General features: G+C 44.4%; 19 protein-coding genes. 13 read left to right on the top strand and 6 right to left on the bottom strand.

From position 1 onward, the window contains the following. The first annotated feature begins 112 nt into the window (after nt 1–112). The gene (locus ACE1CM_RS08610; protein ID WP_374876997.1) at nt 113–1,000 is read left to right on the top strand and encodes a hypothetical protein; all 888 of its coding nucleotides are present in this window, start codon (nt 113–115) and stop codon (nt 998–1,000) included. 107 nt (nt 1,001–1,107) lie between these two features. Here ACE1CM_RS08610 and ACE1CM_RS08605 read toward each other — a convergent pair whose 3' ends face one another. Further along, complete coding sequence (locus tag ACE1CM_RS08605; protein ID WP_374876996.1) at nt 1,108–2,319, bottom strand: pentapeptide repeat-containing protein; 1,212 nt, start codon at nt 2,317–2,319, stop codon at nt 1,108–1,110. A 615-nt stretch (nt 2,320–2,934) separates the two neighbouring features. Between ACE1CM_RS08605 and ACE1CM_RS08600 the strand changes: the two genes are divergently transcribed. Further along, nucleotides 2,935–3,609, top strand: coding sequence for an FkbM family methyltransferase (locus tag ACE1CM_RS08600; RefSeq protein WP_374876995.1), 675 nt, complete (start codon nt 2,935–2,937; stop codon nt 3,607–3,609). 528 nt (nt 3,610–4,137) lie between these two features. Here the strand turns inward: ACE1CM_RS08600 and ACE1CM_RS08595 are convergent. Together ACE1CM_RS08595 and ACE1CM_RS08590 are read right to left on the bottom strand one after the other, a co-directional pair. Further along, complete coding sequence (locus ACE1CM_RS08595) at nt 4,138–4,995, bottom strand: pentapeptide repeat-containing protein (protein WP_374876994.1); 858 nt, start codon at nt 4,993–4,995, stop codon at nt 4,138–4,140. A 110-nt stretch (nt 4,996–5,105) separates the two neighbouring features. After that, a complete protein-coding gene (locus ACE1CM_RS08590) occupies nt 5,106–5,420 on the bottom strand; it encodes a carbon dioxide-concentrating mechanism protein CcmK (protein WP_374876993.1) in 315 nt (104 codons plus the stop codon). A gap of 124 nt (nt 5,421–5,544) precedes the next feature. Here ACE1CM_RS08590 and ACE1CM_RS08585 point away from each other — a divergent pair, with 124 nt between their 5' ends. Then, nucleotides 5,545–6,732, top strand: a complete 1,188-nt coding sequence (locus ACE1CM_RS08585) for a tellurite resistance TerB C-terminal domain-containing protein (protein WP_374876992.1) — start codon at nt 5,545–5,547, stop codon at nt 6,730–6,732. A 135-nt stretch (nt 6,733–6,867) separates the two neighbouring features. Continuing rightward, the gene (locus ACE1CM_RS08580) at nt 6,868–8,193 is read left to right on the top strand and encodes an ATP-binding protein (protein ID WP_374876991.1); all 1,326 of its coding nucleotides are present in this window, start codon (nt 6,868–6,870) and stop codon (nt 8,191–8,193) included. Here the strand turns inward: ACE1CM_RS08580 and ACE1CM_RS08575 are convergent. Continuing rightward, nucleotides 8,188–8,397 carry a hypothetical protein gene (locus tag ACE1CM_RS08575; protein ID WP_374876990.1) on the bottom strand — a complete coding sequence of 70 codons (210 nt, stop codon included), beginning with the start codon at nt 8,395–8,397 and terminating at the stop codon, nt 8,188–8,190. The genes ACE1CM_RS08580 and ACE1CM_RS08575 overlap by 6 nt on opposite strands. Before the next feature lie 157 nt (nt 8,398–8,554). On the opposite strand from ACE1CM_RS08575, the gene ACE1CM_RS08570 reads away from it, so the two are divergent. The 4 genes from ACE1CM_RS08570 to ACE1CM_RS08555 all read left to right on the top strand — a co-directional run bounded on the left by ACE1CM_RS08570 (nt 8,555) and on the right by ACE1CM_RS08555 (nt 12,021). Continuing rightward, entirely contained in the window at nt 8,555–9,049 is a 495-nt protein-coding gene (locus tag ACE1CM_RS08570) for a DUF4365 domain-containing protein (RefSeq protein ID WP_374876989.1), read from the top strand. Beyond that, the gene (locus ACE1CM_RS08565; RefSeq protein WP_374876988.1) at nt 9,046–9,594 is read left to right on the top strand and encodes a hypothetical protein; all 549 of its coding nucleotides are present in this window, start codon (nt 9,046–9,048) and stop codon (nt 9,592–9,594) included. The genes ACE1CM_RS08570 and ACE1CM_RS08565 overlap by 4 nt, the downstream gene beginning before the upstream one ends. A 64-nt stretch (nt 9,595–9,658) precedes the next feature. After that, nucleotides 9,659–11,896 carry a DEAD/DEAH box helicase gene (locus ACE1CM_RS08560; RefSeq protein WP_374876987.1) on the top strand — a complete coding sequence of 746 codons (2,238 nt, stop codon included), beginning with the start codon at nt 9,659–9,661 and terminating at the stop codon, nt 11,894–11,896. Beyond that, on the top strand, nt 11,893–12,021 hold the full coding sequence (locus ACE1CM_RS08555) for a hypothetical protein (protein WP_374876986.1): 129 nt from the start codon (nt 11,893–11,895) through the stop codon (nt 12,019–12,021). Before ACE1CM_RS08560 ends, ACE1CM_RS08555 begins: the two co-directional genes overlap by 4 nt. Before the next feature lie 464 nt (nt 12,022–12,485). On the opposite strand, the gene ACE1CM_RS08550 is transcribed toward ACE1CM_RS08555, so the two are convergent. Then, complete coding sequence (locus tag ACE1CM_RS08550; RefSeq protein WP_374876985.1) at nt 12,486–13,202, bottom strand: DUF4058 family protein; 717 nt, start codon at nt 13,200–13,202, stop codon at nt 12,486–12,488. A 339-nt stretch (nt 13,203–13,541) separates the two neighbouring features. Between ACE1CM_RS08550 and ACE1CM_RS08545 the strand changes: the two genes are divergently transcribed. The 3 genes from ACE1CM_RS08545 to ACE1CM_RS08535 all read left to right on the top strand — a co-directional run bounded on the left by ACE1CM_RS08545 (nt 13,542) and on the right by ACE1CM_RS08535 (nt 16,923). Next, nucleotides 13,542–13,775, top strand: coding sequence for a hypothetical protein (locus ACE1CM_RS08545; RefSeq protein ID WP_374876984.1), 234 nt, complete (start codon nt 13,542–13,544; stop codon nt 13,773–13,775). A gap of 495 nt (nt 13,776–14,270) precedes the next feature. Next, a complete protein-coding gene (locus ACE1CM_RS08540; protein WP_374876983.1) occupies nt 14,271–16,589 on the top strand; it encodes a Z1 domain-containing protein in 2,319 nt (772 codons plus the stop codon). Next, entirely contained in the window at nt 16,582–16,923 is a 342-nt protein-coding gene (locus ACE1CM_RS08535; RefSeq protein ID WP_374876982.1) for a type II toxin-antitoxin system PemK/MazF family toxin, read from the top strand. Before ACE1CM_RS08540 ends, ACE1CM_RS08535 begins: the two co-directional genes overlap by 8 nt. A 543-nt stretch (nt 16,924–17,466) precedes the next feature. Here the strand turns inward: ACE1CM_RS08535 and ACE1CM_RS08530 are convergent. Beyond that, entirely contained in the window at nt 17,467–17,778 is a 312-nt protein-coding gene (locus ACE1CM_RS08530) for a hypothetical protein (protein WP_374876981.1), read from the bottom strand. Between the two features lie 57 nt (nt 17,779–17,835). On the opposite strand from ACE1CM_RS08530, the gene ACE1CM_RS08525 reads away from it, so the two are divergent. Then, complete coding sequence (locus ACE1CM_RS08525; RefSeq protein WP_374876980.1) at nt 17,836–17,964, top strand: hypothetical protein; 129 nt, start codon at nt 17,836–17,838, stop codon at nt 17,962–17,964. Nucleotides 17,965–17,990: 26 nt separating this feature from the next. Continuing rightward, entirely contained in the window at nt 17,991–19,406 is a 1,416-nt protein-coding gene (locus tag ACE1CM_RS08520; protein WP_374876979.1) for a sensor histidine kinase, read from the top strand. The last annotated feature ends 43 nt before the right edge of the window (nt 19,407–19,449 follow it).

Raw genomic sequence — 19,449 nt, 5'->3', positions numbered from 1 at the left:
ATAGTTAGGACTGACGCCCAGACGCGGGGACACGGGGACGGGGAGAGTTTTAATTATGGGTGAAAAGCCTGACATGATATGAAATCTAAAACTTCAAGGGGGAACTATTAAAATGTCATTTGCAATTTTTGACGAACGTTTTTACCTGGAGAGAAACCCTGACGTGAGAGCAGCTGTAGCGTCACGATCTATCGGTTCGGCACTGGAACACTTTCAACGCTTTGGTATCGGAGAAGGCCGCGTTCTCGTCTCATCCCAATGGAACGAATCAGAGTATTTGCGACTAAATCCGGATGTAGCAGCTGCTGTAGCAAGAAGGGAACTCGCTTCGGGACTACAACACTTTATTTTATATGGGGAAAACGAACGCCGTCCCGGCGCCCCCGTCATCGTTAGGGAAGCGGGTTTCAACGAATCGTTTTACCTATCCCGCAATACCGATGTAGCAGCAGCTGTTGCTAGGGGTGAATTCGCTTCTGGAAAGGCTCACTTTATTCGGAACGGACAATTAGAAACTCGATTGGCTGTATTTACAGGCACAAGCGGGGATGACATTGTTACTGGGATCGGTCAGCAAACGGGTGTGGTCGGAGTACAAGTGGATGTTATTGCTAGCAGGGATATGCCCGATATTAGACCCGTAAGTTTGGGAGTCGGTGAACTCGATTTACTGACAGGTTCTGGCGGGTTTGATACCTTTATTTTGGGCGTAGGCAGAAGCCCTGCTAATGCGTTTGCTCAAAGATTTTACGTGGGCAGGGGCGACGGCGACTATGCTTACATCAAGAACTTTGAGCGCAATCGAGATGCGGTTCAGCTAGCGGGAAGACCGAGCGACTACAATATTGCGACTGGTGGGACAGTGCGCGTGGGAGGAGTAGATCTACCGGCTGTGAGCATTCTTACTAATACTGGCGATCGCGTAGCTATAGTGGAAAACGTATCATCCCTACAGTTGACTCAGGACGATCCCAATCAAAACATCTTTTTCCTCGCCTAGTAGGCTTCTTGAGCAGAGGGGCAAAAGGTGCTCCAGGGGCAAAGGGGAAATTGAATCAACATTCTCCCCATCTCCCCATCTCCCCATCTCCTGGAGCACACCCGCTCCTATTGGATCGGTTGGATGCGAACCGGACCGCTGGGTATAGTCCCAGGTTGATTAAAGCTGGGTGGTGCAGCGGGTGGTGGGGGTGGTGCGATCTGTTGTTCGCCAAATGGAGCGATGGGCTGGATGCGTACTGGTTCGCTTGTACTGCTGCTGCGACGGCGGCGAATCTCGATTTCAGAGTCTCTCCGCTCAACTGGGCGACTGAAATCGGTCGCCGTACTGCCTCCAGGTTGGAGCGGTTGGATGCGAACCGGGCCGTTTGGTAGGGGTGTAGTCGGTTGATTGAAGTTGCGTTGTTGGTAGATGGGTTGTTGGTAGATGGGGGAGATGGGCTGGATGCGGACGGGTGTGTTGGAGCCAATTCTGTCTCTAACTTCTTCGCTGCGCTCAATTTGACGGCGAATCTCGCTTAAGGAATCTCCACTGGCTAAGCGATTTGTCCAAGTATTCAGTCCCCTAGAATCGGCATCGCGCCCCAAAACTTCGCGATAAATTTGGTTAACTGCTGACCTGGCTTCGGAACTATTAGCAATTTCGCGGCGGATATCGTTGAGCGAACGACCTCTGGTTAAGCGATCGCTCCAAGTTAGCAACCCCTGCCGATCGGCATCGCGCCCCAGAACTTCGCGATAAATCCGGTTAATATCATCGTAGCTATAGCGTCGCCGATAATAGCGGTCATTGTAGCCATACCGATAATAGGGGTCGTATCGATCATATGAGTCATACCGATAATAGGGGTCGTATCGGTAATCAGAGTCATACCGATAATAGGGGTCATAGCCATAATATTGCGTGACTATTGTGCCGCTGAGGTTGGCACCATCGAGATAGGCATTTCTTGCGTCAACACCTCTCAAGTTGGCATTTCTCAGGTTGGCATTCCTCAGATTGGCACCATCTTCCGCCGCACCTCTTAAATCGGCTTGCTCTAAGTTTGCACCATCGAGGTAAGCACCCCGCAGGTCGGCATTTCTGAGATTGGCATTTCTGAGATTTGCACCCCGCAGGTCGGCATTCCTGAGGTCGGCATCTCTGAGGTCAGCATTTCTCAGGTCGGCATAGTTCAACTGAACGCCGCTAAGATCGCACTTTGCACAAGAGTTAGTTTGTGCAAGTTGTCTAATGTCTCGCAGACTGGCTGCACTTGCCGGAGTTGCTAACCCAATCGCGAGTAATAAAGCAGTGGTTGTCAGAATGGGAAATTTCATACAAGGCGCCTCAACTGCTTGCACGTCGTTAGGCGATGATATATAACACTTACTTGTAAATAATGACCGTTGTATCCTTTCCTGGGTTCCTCCAGTTGGGTGAAATGCGTTTCTATCCCATGGGTTGGATGCAAACTGAACCGCCAGGGATGGTTTAAGGTAGATTGGGGTTGGCTTCCTTGCTGCGGATACGGCGGGGCACTTGGGGGAACCAGTGTTTAGCCAGAAGTTGCCCCCCAGGGGGCAACTTCCGCTGCAAATTTATCCCAATCATTCACTTTTACGCTTCTGCCACTGTCTATGTGGCAGTTGAGCGTGGGGAATCTGGGTTAAGAAATAATAAAACAATCAGTCAAACAAATCTTTGATGTGATACTTTACCAGTAACTTACCATATTATTGCGGTCGAGCAATCCCAGACATCTCGAACATCAAAAACGGGAAAGTTGCGCTTAAAGACCAGTTTTTATATGTTGCTATATAAAGGCGATTATGAAGCAGAAAATAAAATCTATGATCCAGTTATCCCTGCGGAGCTTTGATATCGAGCTCGCACGCTACAGCTCACTAAAAGCGACCGCGAGAAAGGCTAGAGACATGGAGTTACTACTCAGTATGCCTGAAGAACGCGCTGCGGAAGTATTGAAAAATCTGCGAAAATCCCGTTCACAGATACGTCAAGATTTGTTTGTATTATCCCAATTGAATTTCAAGAAAAACGGTTATTTTGTAGAGTTTGGAGCAACAAACGGTGTCACTTTAAGCAATACATACTTGCTAGAAAAGGAATTTGGCTGGACTGGAATACTTGCTGAGCCTGCTATTTGTTGGCACGATGATTTAAAAAAAAACAGAAACGCTAAAATAGAAACTCGATGCGTCTGGAAAGATTCAAGTTCAACAGTTAATTTCAATGAAATTGCCGAATACTCCACTATCAATTCATACAGCGATAAAGATAGACATAAAGAAAGAAGAAAAAAAGGTAATACTTATGATGTAAAAACAATATCATTAAATGAATTACTAGAAAAACATGAAGCCCCAGTAGATATTGATTATCTGTCTATTGATACTGAAGGTAGCGAATTTGAAATATTAAATAATTTTGACTTCAGCAAACACAGCTTCAAAGTAATCACTTGCGAACACAACTTTACACCAATGCGGGAAAAAATATTTGAACTGCTAGTTAAAAATGGATATGTTAGGAAGTTGGAAAAAATCTCCGATTTTGATGATTGGTATGTTAGGCTAGATGTAGCAAGCGTGTCATCAGGGGCAAGTTAGTTTAAAAGTATTGGTATATAAGCTTTTAAGCTATATTTTCCTATTAAATCGTCTAGATATAGTTCCTACTCATCTGCCCAAAGTTACCACAGGGGTGGAACGAAAGAATAAGAGTTTTAGCCATGTTCTAGATATGACAAACTGAGGTTTTGTAAGACTTTGCCCCTGATGACACGCTTGCTAGATTTACCCCAACTTTTGTGGTTGATTTTTCGGATATAATCAGAGTTGTAGAGCTAATTATTAATAATTTTGCAGGAAAAGCTTGCAGTTGCGGCAAACTTTTCCTTTAATATCATGTCGGGTCGATTACCCATAATTAGGAGTAGGGAACATCCAACAGCTGCGTCAAAAAACTTTTAACCAATTGATGTTCCCTACAAGACAACGCACAAGAGAAGGTTTTTATTACGGGTGATTCAACGGACATGATATAAGTCACAGTGACAAGCGCAGAGGCGAAAAAGATAATAGAGAGAAGCGATTCGCCTCGTCGCCGAGATGGGAAAAGTAGCCTCTTCTCTCTGCCTATCGGATGGGTTGAATGCGAATTGGACCGCCAGGAATGGTAGAAGGTCGATCGCGGTTGGGTTCGTGGCGCTGGATGCGGCGTGCTTCTTCGCTGCGTTCGATTTGGCGGCGAATTTCGTCGAGGGAATCTCCACTCGCTAAGCGATCGCTCCAAGTTCTCAACCCCTCGCGATCGGCATCGCGACCCAAAATTTGGCGATAAATGCGGTTAATGGCGTCTCTAGCTGCGCTGCTGTTGGCAATTTCGCGGCGGATATCGCCCAGGGAACGACCGGAATTTAAGCGATCGCCCCAAGTCCTGAAACCCTCGCGATCGACTTCGCGTCCCAAAACTTCCCAATAAATGCGGTTAATCTCATCCCGACGGCGGGAACCGATCCATCTGTCGTCGCGCCAGGGACGATCGCGCTGGAGATCTGTACCGTCGAGAATCGCACCATCGAGGAAAGCATTTCTAGTATTAGTATTTCTCAGCTGAGCATCCCGCAGGTTGGCATTTGTGAGATTGGCACCTTCGAGATCCGCACCCCTTAAATCTGCTTGCTCGATGTTGGCGCGCCTTAATCTGGCGCGGCGCAAGTCAGCATCTCTCAAATTGGCACCCTGTAGGTTAGCATTGTCGAGATCCGCACCCCGGAGTCTAGCGCCGGACAAGTCTGCACCTTCGAGATCCGCATCATCCAGGGTAGCTGCTGCCAAATCCGCATTCCTCAGATTAGCGCCTCTGAGGTCGCATCCCGAACACTCACCAGAGTCTAGCAGTTGTCTGAGGTGTCGGCGATTAAATGCATTTCCCGGATCTGCTAAACCAAGGGTAACGAGTAGTACTGTAGTAACCAGAAGTCCAAGTTTCATTTTATGCCCCTCCACGCGCCTAGATGTGGGTGCGGTGTTTACATTGATCTTGACGCTGTAAGATCGGTTTTTGATTCCGGCTTCTGGTTCCTCCAGTCGGGTGAAAAAATTTATACGCGGAATCGTTCAACGGCGGGAGCATAACCAATTGGCAACACGAAATCCAGATTCGGGTGGGGACGGGGAATGACGTGGTAAGAAAGCAAGGGCGACTCGATGCTATCGATGTTTTTGGCAGCTTCTATCCCTGCTGTAACGGCGGAAAGCACCTCGGCGACATCTCCTCGAACAATGACGGTGACATAACCGATATCGATGCTTTCGTAGGCGACAAAGGTAACGCGGGCAGCTTTTACCATCACATCTGCCACGGCAGATACCGCCGGAATCCCCAGCACCTCAACCATTCCCACTGCTTTGGTCATTTGCTAGTGCGCCCCACTTTTGTTGCTTAGTGTCTTCATTAGTCGCATCCTACTAGAATTTTTATATTCTCTAAAAGAGGCTTCCAGTTCCCAATCTAGATCTTTAATAAAGAGAGCGATCGCTATGATAAACAACGAGTGGCTTTTGAGTGCAGTTACCTTTATTGTCGGTTTTACCCTGACCTTGCTGGTCTTGGGCAACATTCAAACCGCATTGTTAGCAGGAGTGTTCACGGTCCCTGCTGCTTTTGCGGGGTTGATCGCGGTGAATATCCAGCGCCGGATCGCCCAAAAACGGGTGTTAACGGCGCTACAGGTGGAAATTCGCCAGATGGAAAAGTTGAAACACCTGTTGCAGCAAGATTTGTGGGCGATCGCCAATCAATCCGACCAAATACAGGAACAAATCAATTATCGCCAAAACCAATTAAATTGGCTGCAAGTTCAAATCGGGGAGAAACAAAAGTCCAAGCAGGAGCTAACTTTGGCTTTGATCGGTTTGGGTGAAGATAAGCGCCTTATGGAGGAAGCTATTTATCACCTGAACCAACAGAAAGAAGAACTGGATTTATCCGTGCGATCGATCAAATCCCAACATTACAAAGCCGAAACCAACAAAAACGAATTGCTCGCCGAACTACAGCATTTAAAAGAAGAAATTGCTTTTCAAAAAACCGAAAAACAACGGTTGCAGGAAACAATCGATTTTCTGCGGAGTCAATTCCACGAATGGCAAATGGAAGACATCGAAGTCCACGACATCACCCCCCCAGTTCAGGACTTAACTTCCCCCGAAACTCAAAAACTGCTAACCGCTTCGGATGACCAAGAAGACGCTCTGACGCCCAGAAAGGGAGACTCGGAGAGTAACCTTTCTCAAGAGGGCAGCAGTGGGCGCAGCGACAGCGAATCTATTAGTGGAAAAGAAGAAAGATCTGCCGATTTTGAATCAACAGAATTTATTGATGGTGTATCCCCGCGTCTCCCTTTTTCCGCGTCCCCTTGTCTTCTTCAAGAGCAATCCGACGCAGATTTAGATGCAGAATGGGCTGAGTTTGTCGCGCAATTAACTTATCCAGAACTTGAGGTACTCAAAGCCATAGTCGAGCAATCCAATCCAAATTCCACGATTAAAAATATTGCCGAATCCAACATAACCATGCCAGAATTGCTCATCGATGCTATCAACGAAAGAGCGATCGCGACCCTTGGTGATATAATTATCGAACCCGGTACGGATGCGCCAGCGATCGCCGATCCGGAATATTTGGAAACTGTCAAAAAATTGCTGGAAATCAAGGCAGTAAAATGAACAGGAATTATGCAGGCGGGGTGAGAAACCCGGTTTCTTGGTCAACGTCTTGTTGCCAGGACAAATTTTCAGAGAAACCGGGTTTATTTGCGCGTTGCATTCCCAATCCTTCAATCTAAAATCTAAAATCCCCCAATGGCAAAGCCTAAAATTCCTAAAAGAGTTTCTACTGCCCTCATCAACTCCTTAAGTGCGGGAGTTGTGCCAAGAATTGGTCTAGAAAACATTGCCGTAGGTCGAGAAAAAGAAATCGCCGCGCTTTGGCAAGATTTGGAAAATATCGCCGCTGGCGGTGCAGCATTTCGCTTTGTTGTGGGACGTTACGGTTCCGGCAAAAGTTTTATACTGCAACTGATTCGCAACCAAGCAATGGAAAAAAATTTTGTCGTCGCCGATGTTGATTTATCCCCCGAACGCAGACTAGCAGGAACCGAAGGACAAGGCGTCGCCACCTATCGCGAATTAATGCGAAATATTGCCACAAAAACTCATCCCAATGGCGGTGCTTTAGCCCTAATTTTAGAACGATGGATTAGTGGGATTCAAACCCAAGTTGCCCAAGCAACCGGAATGGGACCAAACGATAATGGCTTTGACGACGAAGTAGAAGCTAAAATATTAGCAGCAGTTAAAAATATTGAAGGATTAGTTCACGGATTTGACTTTGCCACCGTCGTCACTGCCTATTGGCGCGGTTATCGACTCGATGAAAGCGATAAAAAAGATGCCGCATTGCGGTGGTTGCGGGGAGAATTTGCCACTAAAACCGATGCCAAAACTGCCTTGGGAGTGCGGGTAATTATTGATGATGAAACATGGTACGATTATATCAAATTATTTGCCAAATTTGCTGCGGATATTGGCTACAAAGGATTTTTAGTTTTATTCGACGAAGCCGTTCATTTGTGGAAAATTACCCATGCAGTATCCCGCCAGAACAATTACGACAAATTGCTGGCAATGTTTAACGATACGATGCAGGGTAAAGCCGAACATCTGGGTATTATTGTGGGAGGAACGCCCAAATTTTTAGAAGATCCGAAGCGGGGACTTTTTAACGACCCCGCATGGCAGAGACGCACAGCGAAAAGCCGTTTTGTGCAAGCCGGTTTTCAGGATACTTCGAGTCCGGTGATTCAGTTAGAAAGCTTGACACAGCCGGAAATTTTGCTGCTGTTGCAAAGGTTAGCAGATGTTCACGCCACTCATTACGGCAGTGAAAAGAAACTCAACCAGAAAGAATTTGAGGAGTTTATGCAAGAAATTGTTAACCGTTTGGGTGCAGAAACATTGCTAACACCGGGAGAGATTGTGCGGGATTTCTTGAGCGTGATGAATATCCTGCAACAAAATCCGGAAATGTCTTTGAGTCAATTAATTCATGGTGCTGGGTTGCCACTTTCTTCGGCTAAGAAAACCCAGGTAGATGAAGATGGGGAAATAGCCGAGTTTACTTTATGAAATCATAGGAGCAGCTTGAGGCAATACGGGAACCTCATCATCTGGGATGGGAATTGGTACGCCTAAAACCCGCCTCGCATCTGCTTCTGCCATCTTGCGGTCATGTTCGTTGTTGAATTGACCTTTATCTAGTAGATAGTCGCTGCGTGCGGCTTCATCTTGTGTTGGCTGATTGCCATTTTTCCATCTGTACTTAAAGTCCATAAGTGGCTCGATGCTTTTAGCAAGCGATACTATTTTTCCTATGTTAGAGTTCGATGGAAAATGGGACTTCTATAGTTGGGAATAGAGTGGGAACGCATCTCGCTATTAAACTAGCTCAATCTGCATATTACTATAGATAGAGATACATTTTTTCAAAGTGGACATCAACCAGCAAAAAGAACAATTTAGCAATACATACATACAGGCAGTTGCCTCAGTTGCAGGCTACTCTCTCTACAGACCTGACGTAGACGATGACAGCGTTGACTTGGGAATTGCCGCTAGAGGTGGAATGGGGCCAATTCTTTCTCCTAGACTAGAATTGCAGTTAAAATGTACCTCAAGGGACATACTCGACTCAGCTTGTGTTAGATATCCGCTCAATCTCAAGAACTACAACGATTTAAGAATTAATACTCTTGTCCCTCCCATTCTAGTTGTAGTTTTAGTTCCTGACAATTTAAACGAATGGTTACAGCAGTCTGAACAAAAACTATGTATGAGGTATTGCGGTTATTGGATATCGCTGCGAGGACAACCAGAGACAAGAAATACAACGGCTGTAACCGTTGAGTTGCCTCGCTCAAATCAGTTTACAGTAGAAGCTCTTAGAGGCATAATTGATCGCATTAGTTTAGGAGGTGTTCCATGAAAGTAACGCTGCGAGATAGTGACATTCTTAAAACGATTGATCCAAAGGTTTTGGAGACGCATTTGAAAGCATTTGGCTGGCACGAACAAGGGCGGATTTATAATGGTGCCGGAGCAATTTGGAGACTGAAAAACGGCTCTGTTGATGATGAGTTTGAAATTTTGTTACCTCTGATTAAAAGTCTTGGGGATTATGGGGAGCGAATTGCCGATGCTATTTCGACCTTAGAAATAGTAGAAAAGCGATCTAAGTTGGAGATTTTAAGCGATTTGCTTACGAAGGCTTCCAATGTCGAAATTCAAGGAATTGTTGTTGAAATTCAAAATTATGATGCAACGGGTACTGTCACTTTGATGGGGATTGTTGTCATGAGAGGGATTGTTGTTGGGAAACTCCAGAGAATCAAGGTTGAACTAAAGCAACCAGAATACACCCTGGCAATTAAAGCTTACCAGGAGCGTTTGCCAGTAATATGCACTGGCGATTTGGTTAAAGAGGGTAGCTTCTTTGTAGTGAATAAACCAGGCCAATTTGCGCTTATATAGTTTTATATCCAGGATTTGAGCGATCGCACAAGCTTCACTGTAAAATTTAAAATCTAAAATTGGCATGATCGATTGTTTTAAAAGATTAGCACCCTTTATCCAAGAATACATCTACACCCACGGCTGGACTGAATTAAGGTCAGTTCAAATTGAAGCCTGTCGCGTTATCTTTGAAACCGACGCACATCTATTACTAGCCGCAGGAACCGCTTCCGGAAAAACCGAAGCCGCCTTTCTTCCCGTCATCACTTTATTGTACGAACAACCTGCTACAAGTATTGGCGTTTTATATATTGGCCCGATTAAAGCATTAATCAACGACCAATTTGAGCGGTTAAACGACCTATTAAAAGAAGCAGAGATTCCCGTATGTTCCTGGCACGGGGATGTAGCGCGCAGCCGTAAGGAAATATTCCTCAAAGATCCGAGAGGCATTTTGCAAATTACGCCCGAATCTTTAGAAAGTTTGTTAATTAATAAAAACGAGACAGAGCTAACTCGTTTATTCAATGATTTACGATTTGTAATTATAGATGAAATACATGCATTTATGGGAAGCGATCGCGGCACTCAAATTCTCTGCCAGTTATCGCGTTTATCCAAATACGTAAAACAACCACCGCGTCGAATCGGTTTATCAGCAACCTTGGGAGATTATTCATCTGCTGAAAATTGGTTGCGTTGCGAAACAGATCGACCAGTTATAACTCCCGAAGTCAAAAGCAATCAAAGGAAAGTTCACCTAGCCTTAGAACATTTCTACATTCCCGAAGACCGCAAAAAACCTCCCCTAACTCGTTCCCAGGTTCAACCTGGGAACGAAATACAAGAGGCTCCGCCTCGGCTAATTCCTAATGTAAAATCTCAGCATTACAGATATATTTTCGACCGCACAAAATCGCGCAAATGCCTGATATTTACCAACAACCGCACCGAAACAGAATCCGTCATCGCCAACTTGCGTCAAATTGCCAAAACTGAAGGACTCCCCGATATTTATCACGTCCATCACGGTAGCATTTCTGCCAAATTGCGACAAGCAGCAGAATCAGCAATGCGCGAATCTGATGCACCCGCCGTCACCGCTGCAACGGTAACCTTAGAAATGGGAATTGATATCGGACAATTAGAAAGAGTAATTCAACTAGATGCACCTTTTTCTGTTTCTAGCTTTCTGCAAAGATTAGGACGAACTGGTAGGCGCGGCGCACCCGCAGATATGCGATTTGTCTGCACTGAAAACGAACTATTAGGAGAAGAATCATTACCTGAACGCATTCCTTGGCAACTTCTACAGTGCATCGCAATTATTCAACTTTATTTAGAAGAACGCTGGATTGAACCGATTCGACCCGTTCAATATCCTTTGAGTTTACTGTATCACCAAACTCTGAGCATTTTAGCGGCAATGGGAGAACTTTCACCAGCAGAACTTGCGGCGCAGGTGCTAACTTTACCGCCATTTCGAGCAATTTATCCAGAGGATTACAGGCAATTATTGCGCTATCTCATTAGCATCGACCACATGCAAGAAACAGAACAAGATAAACTCATCATCGGTATGACTGGCGAAAAGATTGTGCGGTCTTTTCAGTTCTACGCCGTATTTTCTGATACTAAAGAATACGTCGTCAGAGATGATTCGATGGAAATTGGCACGATAATCTTACCGCCGCCAATTGGACAAAGGTTGACGCTAGCGGGTAGAACTTGGGAAGTTATCGATATTGAACCAACAGCGAGAACGCTTTGGGTGAAACAAGTGGAAGGAATTGCTAATAGTGCTTGGCCAAGTAGAAGTAGTAGCAATATTCATACTAAAATTTTAGCGCGAATGCGGCAAGTTTTGTTGGAAGATGTGGAATATAGTTACTTGCAAAAGGGTGCTAAAGAACGCTTAAAAGCGGCTCGGCAATTGGCTCGAATTAATGAAATCGATCGAAGTAATATTATCCTTTTAGAAGATAGGGCTTATTGCATCTTTCCCTGGATGGGGACGGTGGCTTATCGCACGCTGGAAAGATTGCTGAATTTCTTTGGTAGGGAAGCTTTGAATATTAGAAGTATTGGCGGTGTGAGTCCCTATTTTATGATTGTTAAACTTGGGAAAGGTAAAAATGAATCTTTTCCAGATGAATTTGTTAAGCTTTGCCAGAAAAAGATTTCGGCGCTTGATTTGGTGGGTGATGCAGAAGCGCCTAAGTTGCAGAAGTATGATGAATTTATTCCGAATAATTTGCTGCGGAAAGCGTTTGCGTTTGATTATTTGGATGTGGCAGAAGTTCGAGAAGGTTTGGGTTGAGACAAAAAGCCGACACCCTGAAGGGTGCGGCTATACAAACTTTGGCTGCCTACGCAGCCTGTCAGAATCAGTACTTACGCAGCAACTCTGTATATGGTGGTGACGGTGCGTTACGCTATCGCTAACGCACCCTACTGGACTGTCTCAGCTAATTTAGTGCATTAGGTAGGTGACGGTGCGTTACGCTATCGCTAACGCACCCTACTGGACTGTCTCAGCTAATTTAGTGCATTAGGTAGGGTGTGTTAGGCGGCGACAATCTTTGATATAGCCTGAATTTAACCATCCGCCGTAACGCACCATTTTAGCTGAGACAATCCACTACTGGACTGTCTCAGCTAATTTAGTGCATTAGGTAGGGTGTGTTAGGCGGCGACAATCTTTGATATAGCCTGAATTTAACCATCCGCCGTAACGCACCATTTTAGCTGAGACAATCCACTACCTGTGGAAACTTTGCGTAAGTCCTGAGAATTTCAGCCCACGCAGGTGGGCTTTGTTTGTGTAGCCCCAGGCTTTAGCCTGCGGGCGTTTGATAAAATTGGCGAAGGTATTGTCTAAAAAACCGGGTTTCGGGTTCCTTAAACAGTTAATTAACAATAATTCGCTGTTCTCGACAAGTCCGTTCGTAAGCAGCATTGAAATCGACGGGTAAACAAATCTCGCCATGCAACCATAATGGCAGGGTTGGTAGTGCTTTTCCTATACCGATTTCCTTTTGCCAAATGTCAAGACTCGACTGTCCGTTTCGCTCTATTGGTCGATAGGAAACAGCATAGAGATCTGCATTCAATAACAAGGCATTGTCCCCAACTAAGCGCGTCAGTAAGTCGTCGTGAAGGTTCGCCTTTCGTCCGGTGACAATATCAACAATCGCTAGTCCAATTCCTTGTCGCAAGTAGGTTTCGCATTTAGAAACAAAAGCATTTCGATGGGTGGTTCTATCTTTGTTGGCGGGGCTAACTAATTCTATTGCGCCTGCTATAATTGGGCCTGCTTCTGTGTTGAAAATGCCGATTTCTACGGTTTCTGGATTGGGGAGAAAAGGTATAGTTTGGTTGGGGATTGGTGGTGTCCATTCGTTGTAGGAATTGCTGGGTATTTGAATTGCGCTTTCGCCATTTGTTGGTTCTTCAAATGCGGCTACATCTATTTCTATGCCAAACTGTACGTTGGGTTCTGCAAAGTAGTTTGGTGGCAATTTTTGGTTTAATTCAGAGGCAATGTAGGTTGCCCAGGCGTTGTGAAAGGCGTGCCAGTGACGGCGGATGCTTAGGGGTGGGTGAAAATGATCTTGGAGTACCATATTGTTATAAGTAAAGCGGTATAAATAGGGTTGAGAGCGGTATAAATATATTTGGCGGGCGAGACGCCCACCCCACAAGAGGGATGGAAATTATTGTGGGGTAGGCATCCTGCCTGCCGCTCACCCCACAAACCTAGTTAAAATTCTTGTGGGGTAGGCATCCTGCCTGCCCTATGTTTAAAATAACTATTTTCACTCGATTTACCTGCACCTACATCCGCAGACAGGGCGAAGCATTTGAATATAAGTACCTGGGTTGAGTTTCATAGATTGTCGCCCAAATGCTACGCTCCTATCTGTTCTGAATTAGAATAGCGCTACGCCGAGAGATTTTGATTCATGGTTCAAGATTTCCAAATATTAAAGCGAATCTACCATGCTTTTGACCCATTTCGACCTTTGCCCGCTGGCGACCCAACTTATGTTGATTGTCGCGAAGTGAGGGGCGATGGCGATATTCTGGTAAAAAAAGGGCGAGAAATTCTACCTGAACGGAGAAATATGCCTGTGGATGGCAAAAAATATAAAGAAGCGATCGCATCCTACAATCTAAACAATACACATTTTGGATAGGTGACCCTGCCCAAACTTTACAATGCTCAACGATCAGGACTTTCTTCATGGTGCTGCGTTTTTGCAGCTAATTAATTATGGAGAACGTCTTACAATTACTCATGCGTCTTGGATACACTCATCAATATACCTAGTTGAAACTGATAGCAGTAAGTCTGCTATACTATTTAAAGTGTCTAAAAAACCAAAATCTGCATGGTCTTTCACATTTAGCAGTCAAGAAGAGTCTGCCTTGGATATTCTGCACAGTAAATATCCCAATTTTTCAGTATTTATATCTCTCATATGTCACAAAGATGGCATCTGCTGCATGGCCAAGAAGCGCATTAGGAGTGTTTTAGATGGAGAGACTGGGATTGGAGGGCAGTATATATCTGTGTCAAGGCAGCCTCGCGGTAGTTATCATATAAGTGGCCCCGGCAGGCAGAAAATGGAGCAAACCATACCCCAGAATGACTGGCCTCGCGTAATTTTGTCAAATTATAAAGAGTAGCTATGAATAAAACTCCTATTAAAAGTGATGGATATTGCATTAGCCAGCTTATTAAGAGACTGAAAAATAAAATTGGAAATAAAGCGGCTGAGCAGTTAAAGCAAACAGCTGTTGAAATTGTCCAAAATTGCGTCGATGTTTATTCCCAAACATTCGGTTATGGTGATGTTGGTGAAACAGGGACAGGTATTGTCAGTCAACCTTACAAGGGCAAAATTCCGAATGGCACTACGGGTCTAATCTATGGCAGAGTTCAGAGTGGTAAAACTAATACTACTATTGCTACGCTTGCAGTTGCTCAAGAAAATGGATTTCGATGCTTTATTGTGTTAACTTCTGACAATACTTGGCTCGGAAAACAAACATTCGAGCGATTCAATCAGCTTGACGGTGGCCCAGTTGTCTTTGATTGGGAACAATGGAGAAAAGACCCACAAGATTTTGCTGAAAGTAAATTACTTCCTTATCTCCAAGATACTGGAGTGGTTCTGGTTTCAACAAAGAATGTACGCCACCTAGATAACTTAATTCAGGTTCTCAAGTATGCTAATGCAAATAAAGTACCTACTCTAATATTTGATGATGAAGCTGACAATGCTAGCCTGAACACCAACGAGGCAAAGCAAGCAAAAAACGGCAAAGATACAGTTCCAGATAGTGGTATTTTTGAAAGAATAGGTCAAATGCGGAAAGAGGTAGGTAATCATATTTACATACAAATTACAGCGACTCCTCAAAGCCTGCTACTGCAAAATCTTGACCACCCATGCAAGCCAGTTTTCTGCGCTGCTCTTCCTGAAGCAGGTGATAGTTATATGGGAGGTGATTTATTCTTTGAGGGAAATAGCTACTACTGCCAAATAGTCAGTTCTGAAGAAGTCAAACAGTTGAAAAAACAAGAGGGAAAGATCAACCCTGGCGATAATTGGAATATTCCTGATGGTCTTAGACTAGCTCTGTGTTGTTTCTTCTTAGGTTCAATTTACAAGATGCAGTCAGGAGCAGATGAGGATGCTATCTATTCTTTCCTGGCTCACATCTGCTACAAAAAAGGAAACCACGAAAATTTAGAAAAAATAATTAGTGGCTTTGTTAGAGAACTTGATAAAGCTCTTCGAGGCCAATCATCAGCAACAAAGCAAGATCAGGCATTGAAGTGGCTGAAAGAAGCATATGATGAGTTAAGCAAAACAGCACCGAATTTACCACCCCTCGATAAGCTCATTGAAGATCTAAAACATAAATTACGGAGAGCTATACCCAAAGTCATCAATGCCAACAATCCAGATAAGGAACCACATTATAGCCCAGGAATGAATATACTGATTGGGGGCAATAGGCTTGGGCGTGGTGTAACTATTGAGGGGTTGATGGTAACTTACTATGCACGCGATGCCAAACAAAAAGTTATGGATACTGTGCATCAGCACGCAAGAATGTATGGTTATCGCCAATCATTAAAAGATGTAACACGCCTCTTCTTACCTCAGCACATATTAGAGGATTTCAGAGCTATTCATGAGGCTGATGAGGGTATGCGCCAAGCCATTGGTGACGATCCCAGTCAAATTAAGCTGAAACCTGTATGGGTTGGTAAACAACTCAAACCAACCCGTTCTAATGTTTTGAATCCAGCAGAAATTAATGCTTTCACTCCTGGCTCGGCTATTTTCCCTCGCGATCCACTTTGGAAAAAAACAGATGTGAGTCAGCACACAGAAGCTCTCAATCAGCTTTTAGCTAAATATGAAGGTGATGATGAATACTACGAGGTAGATATTGACTTTCTAATCCAGATTCTTGAACACATGCCGAGTGGTCGTTGTCCTGGCTATTTGTGGGAGGATAAACGAGTTAAAGAAGCACTCAGGAGTATGAAACAAGAAGGTATAGATAGAGGAAGACTCAATGTTCGTCGAGGGCGAAAAGGGGATGGACTAGATTTGTCTAATCAAACGACTAGACCTTGGCTGGGTTCCGGTTTTGCTCAAAATAAATGGGTCAGTAAGCCTAAACAAAAATACCCAGATGTCCCAACACTTGTTGTTATGTATGAAAAAGGTAAAAAAGATCCAAATAAATGGGACGATCAACCACTTTATCTGCCAACGCTAATTTTACCTAAAAGCAAGTTTGTCTTCATGTTCAATTACTCGGAGGAATATGAAGATATAGAGGATGAACTGGAATGGGATGATTCAGCAGAGATGGACGAACGTGAATGGCTTAAAGCAGCTTCAAATAATCCGGTTTTTGATTTCCTGAAAGACCCAGAAGAAGACATTTACACATTAGCTGATGGGAAGCCATTCAATGACTAAGGGTAAAGTTGTTCTGGTGCCTTTCCCGTTTGATGATTTATCGGCTACCAAGGTGCGTCCTGCTGTCTGTCTGACCAATCCTGTAGGAAAGCACGGTCATGTTATTCTTGCTTTCATCACCAGTCAAATACCCGCTAATTTGCTAGAAACCGACGTTGTATTAGATACCAATCATCCTGACTTTGCTGCCAGTGGGTTGCATAAACCATCTACGCTCAGGTTGGATCACCTAATGACAGTTCGTAAATCAATCATTGTGCGCGAGCTAGGTGTTTTGTCATCGGAAACACAAGCGCAAATTGCTGAAAAATTGTGCAAGCTGCTAACTGAGTGATGTAGCGCTCGCACACCCAAATGCCCGACTTCTCTTGTGAAGTCAGGCATCTAGCTGCATAAGTCCCCTTGCGCCAGAGGTAGTAATAAATAGGAGAAGGAAGTTAAGCAAGCTAGATTCTCCAGCAAGGTGGTGTTAAAGATGTGCTGCTACAACAAAAAAGGTTCTCCACTTATTAAGATTGTCTACACCAAGGTCAACAATGAGGGGAAAGAAGAGCTTGTTGCACTCAAACTTTATGCCGATGGTTCGGTCGAACGCAATGATTAAAGGGATGCATAGAAATCAAAGGTATCTAGCTATGAAAATGCTTTACAAACCTGGCTTCTCTAACAATACCTTCGCCAAAATCCGACACCCTTAAGGGTGTCGCTATAGAAACTTTGGCTGCCTACGCAGCCTGTAAGAATTTTAGCCTGCTAAGCTACGGCTTTGTTTGTGTAGCCACATGCTTTAGCGTGTGGGCGTTTCAGAAAATTGGCGAAGGTATTATCTAAGAAACCGGGTTTCTGCTATTGAAGTTCACCCAATTGAATGACCTCTTTAGCTGCCAGATTGTTCTACAGTCCTTTGCAATCGCACAACTGAGCCTCGGATTTCGTCCCAGTACATTTCCGAATTAGAGATGTACATATCTAACAACAGGTAAATGTGACGACTGGACAAATTGTAGATCGAACCGTCCTCAATCAAAAAGTCGGAACAGCTTCTGACCAGCTGGTGCAATTCTCGCAGGGTTTGCAGACATTCCGTAATGTGTGCCAGATTATCAGAAAAGCATTGGAGAGCGATCGCACTTTCCAAAGGTAAATTTTCGCGATCGCGAGACCGCGATTCATCAGAATTAGATACCATATACAATGCCGCTCCTATACGGCTCCTACGTTAGGGGTTGGAAGTCGTCGTGATGTGGTGCTAGACACACCGCATCCGGCGCCTGATTTGTTTGGCAGTAATTATACCACTAAACTTACCAATATCATCTCCGGCAGCTTTGGCAGTGAAGAGGATGACAAGGGTAAACTCGAAACTATACCTTAAGCGCAATAAGAAGCTCGGCAGCAGCTATGGACGCAAAAACCAGGGGATTCGATTTATCTATTGTTAGCAAAGCAGTTGCTTTGGTGCGACGGTTGTTTCATCCTGCTGAGTCCGCAGACTATCAGGAATGGCGACAGGGATTTATGCGCGATCGCTTGCACCTTTCCTTATGGATTATCATCCTTTATTTTTTGACTTCTTCAGCCAGCACTATCTATGTATTTTTTATCAATTCTACCCAATTCAATAAAGATATCGTCAAACTCTATAAAGATCCAACCCTCGCGGATCGATTCAGAAGCGTTGTCACCGTCCATAGCTTAGTCTTTGTAATTTTATTAGTTAGTTTCCTGTTTTTGCAAAAAACCAAATGGGGACAACGCAATTTAGGATTGCTTTTCCTTGGTATTTCTTGGTCGATGACACTAGGCGATCATATCGTCGCTACATTCTTTAATATTCCGTTACCTCCCCACTGGACTTTGGAGTTTTTAGGACAGGCAATTTTAATCCCCGTTTGTTGGCGATTGCATTTGTTATCCCAGCTAGTACCGATCGCTTACTATGCCTGTATTTATCCGCTTTTGGGAGTAACTAAAATCGGCGAGCGTTCGATTTACGATTTGTACGCGATTGGCGGGATTCTAAATCTATTTTGGGTTTGCCTGATCTGCGATTTGGCAGTGTATATGTACGAAAAACTGCAACGCGCTGAATTTGAATCTCGGCGGGGATTGCGAGTGTTTTTGCATTCGGTTTCCCACGATTTGCGAAGTCCCGTCATTGGTACTTCAATTGTTTTGCAAAGTCTTTTAAAGAAACCAGATCAAAAATTGGTGGTCGAGCGATCGGTGCTGGAACGATTATTGCAGGGAAGCGATCGCCAGATGAATTTAATCAATTCTTTACTCGAAGCTCATGCTACCGAGGTGCAAGGAATTACCCTCAACTGCGAACCACTCCAATTAGACAAGCTGGTAGAAGCTGTCTTGTCAGATTTGGCACCCGTTTTAAATAAAAATCAGGTAATTTTACACAATCGAATCGGTGCGGATTTGCCTTTAATTAACGGCGATGCGACTCAATTGTGGCGCGCGTTTACCAACTTAATTTCTAACGCGATGAAGCACAATCCCCATGGAATTACTTTAACCTTGGATGCAGAAATAGTCGAGGAAAATCAGAACAGAAAGCAAGCGCGTAACCCTAAAATGATTCGTTGCACCGTCGCCGATAACGGAATTGGCATTTCACGCGCACAATCCCAGCGGTTATTTGAACTGTACGCTAAAGGCGATCGCGCTCGCTATATGCCAGGTTTAGGTTTAGGATTGTATTTATGCAAGCAAATTATTACCGCTCACGGCGGCAAAATAGGCGTAATTAGCAGTCCTAACGCCGGATCAACTTTCTGGTTTACACTACCTTTAGCGCCAAATTAGATCTTGCATTTTTCCACTGCCCCGCCCGGAAATTAATTTCCGG

This window comes from Microseira sp. BLCC-F43 (genome assembly GCF_041929235.1).
GTDB lineage: Bacteria > Cyanobacteriota > Cyanobacteriia > Cyanobacteriales > Aerosakkonemataceae > Microseira.
This window is presented reverse-complemented; position numbering and strand designations above follow the sequence as displayed.

Excerpts from the sequence above, each read along its gene's own strand:
- ACE1CM_RS08580 (WP_374876991.1), top strand. The coding sequence starts at position 6,868 with ATGGCAAAGCCTAAAATTCCTAAAAGAGTTTCTACTGCCCTCATCAAC.
- ACE1CM_RS08595 (WP_374876994.1), bottom strand. The coding sequence starts at position 4,995 with ATGAAACTTGGACTTCTGGTTACTACAGTACTACTCGTTACCCTTGGT.
- ACE1CM_RS08530 (WP_374876981.1), bottom strand. The coding sequence starts at position 17,778 with ATGGTATCTAATTCTGATGAATCGCGGTCTCGCGATCGCGAAAATTTA.
- ACE1CM_RS08585 (WP_374876992.1), top strand. The coding sequence starts at position 5,545 with ATGATAAACAACGAGTGGCTTTTGAGTGCAGTTACCTTTATTGTCGGT.
- ACE1CM_RS08560 (WP_374876987.1), top strand. The coding sequence starts at position 9,659 with ATGATCGATTGTTTTAAAAGATTAGCACCCTTTATCCAAGAATACATC.
- ACE1CM_RS08605 (WP_374876996.1), bottom strand. The coding sequence starts at position 2,319 with ATGAAATTTCCCATTCTGACAACCACTGCTTTATTACTCGCGATTGGG.
- ACE1CM_RS08610 (WP_374876997.1), top strand. The coding sequence starts at position 113 with ATGTCATTTGCAATTTTTGACGAACGTTTTTACCTGGAGAGAAACCCT.
- ACE1CM_RS08545 (WP_374876984.1), top strand. The coding sequence starts at position 13,542 with ATGGTTCAAGATTTCCAAATATTAAAGCGAATCTACCATGCTTTTGAC.
- ACE1CM_RS08540 (WP_374876983.1), top strand. The coding sequence starts at position 14,271 with ATGAATAAAACTCCTATTAAAAGTGATGGATATTGCATTAGCCAGCTT.
- ACE1CM_RS08550 (WP_374876985.1), bottom strand. The coding sequence starts at position 13,202 with ATGGTACTCCAAGATCATTTTCACCCACCCCTAAGCATCCGCCGTCAC.
- ACE1CM_RS08600 (WP_374876995.1), top strand. The coding sequence starts at position 2,935 with ATGCCTGAAGAACGCGCTGCGGAAGTATTGAAAAATCTGCGAAAATCC.
- ACE1CM_RS08590 (WP_374876993.1), bottom strand. The coding sequence starts at position 5,420 with ATGACCAAAGCAGTGGGAATGGTTGAGGTGCTGGGGATTCCGGCGGTA.
- ACE1CM_RS08535 (WP_374876982.1), top strand. The coding sequence starts at position 16,582 with ATGACTAAGGGTAAAGTTGTTCTGGTGCCTTTCCCGTTTGATGATTTA.
- ACE1CM_RS08565 (WP_374876988.1), top strand. The coding sequence starts at position 9,046 with ATGAAAGTAACGCTGCGAGATAGTGACATTCTTAAAACGATTGATCCA.
- ACE1CM_RS08520 (WP_374876979.1), top strand. The coding sequence starts at position 17,991 with ATGGACGCAAAAACCAGGGGATTCGATTTATCTATTGTTAGCAAAGCA.
- ACE1CM_RS08575 (WP_374876990.1), bottom strand. The coding sequence starts at position 8,397 with ATGGACTTTAAGTACAGATGGAAAAATGGCAATCAGCCAACACAAGAT.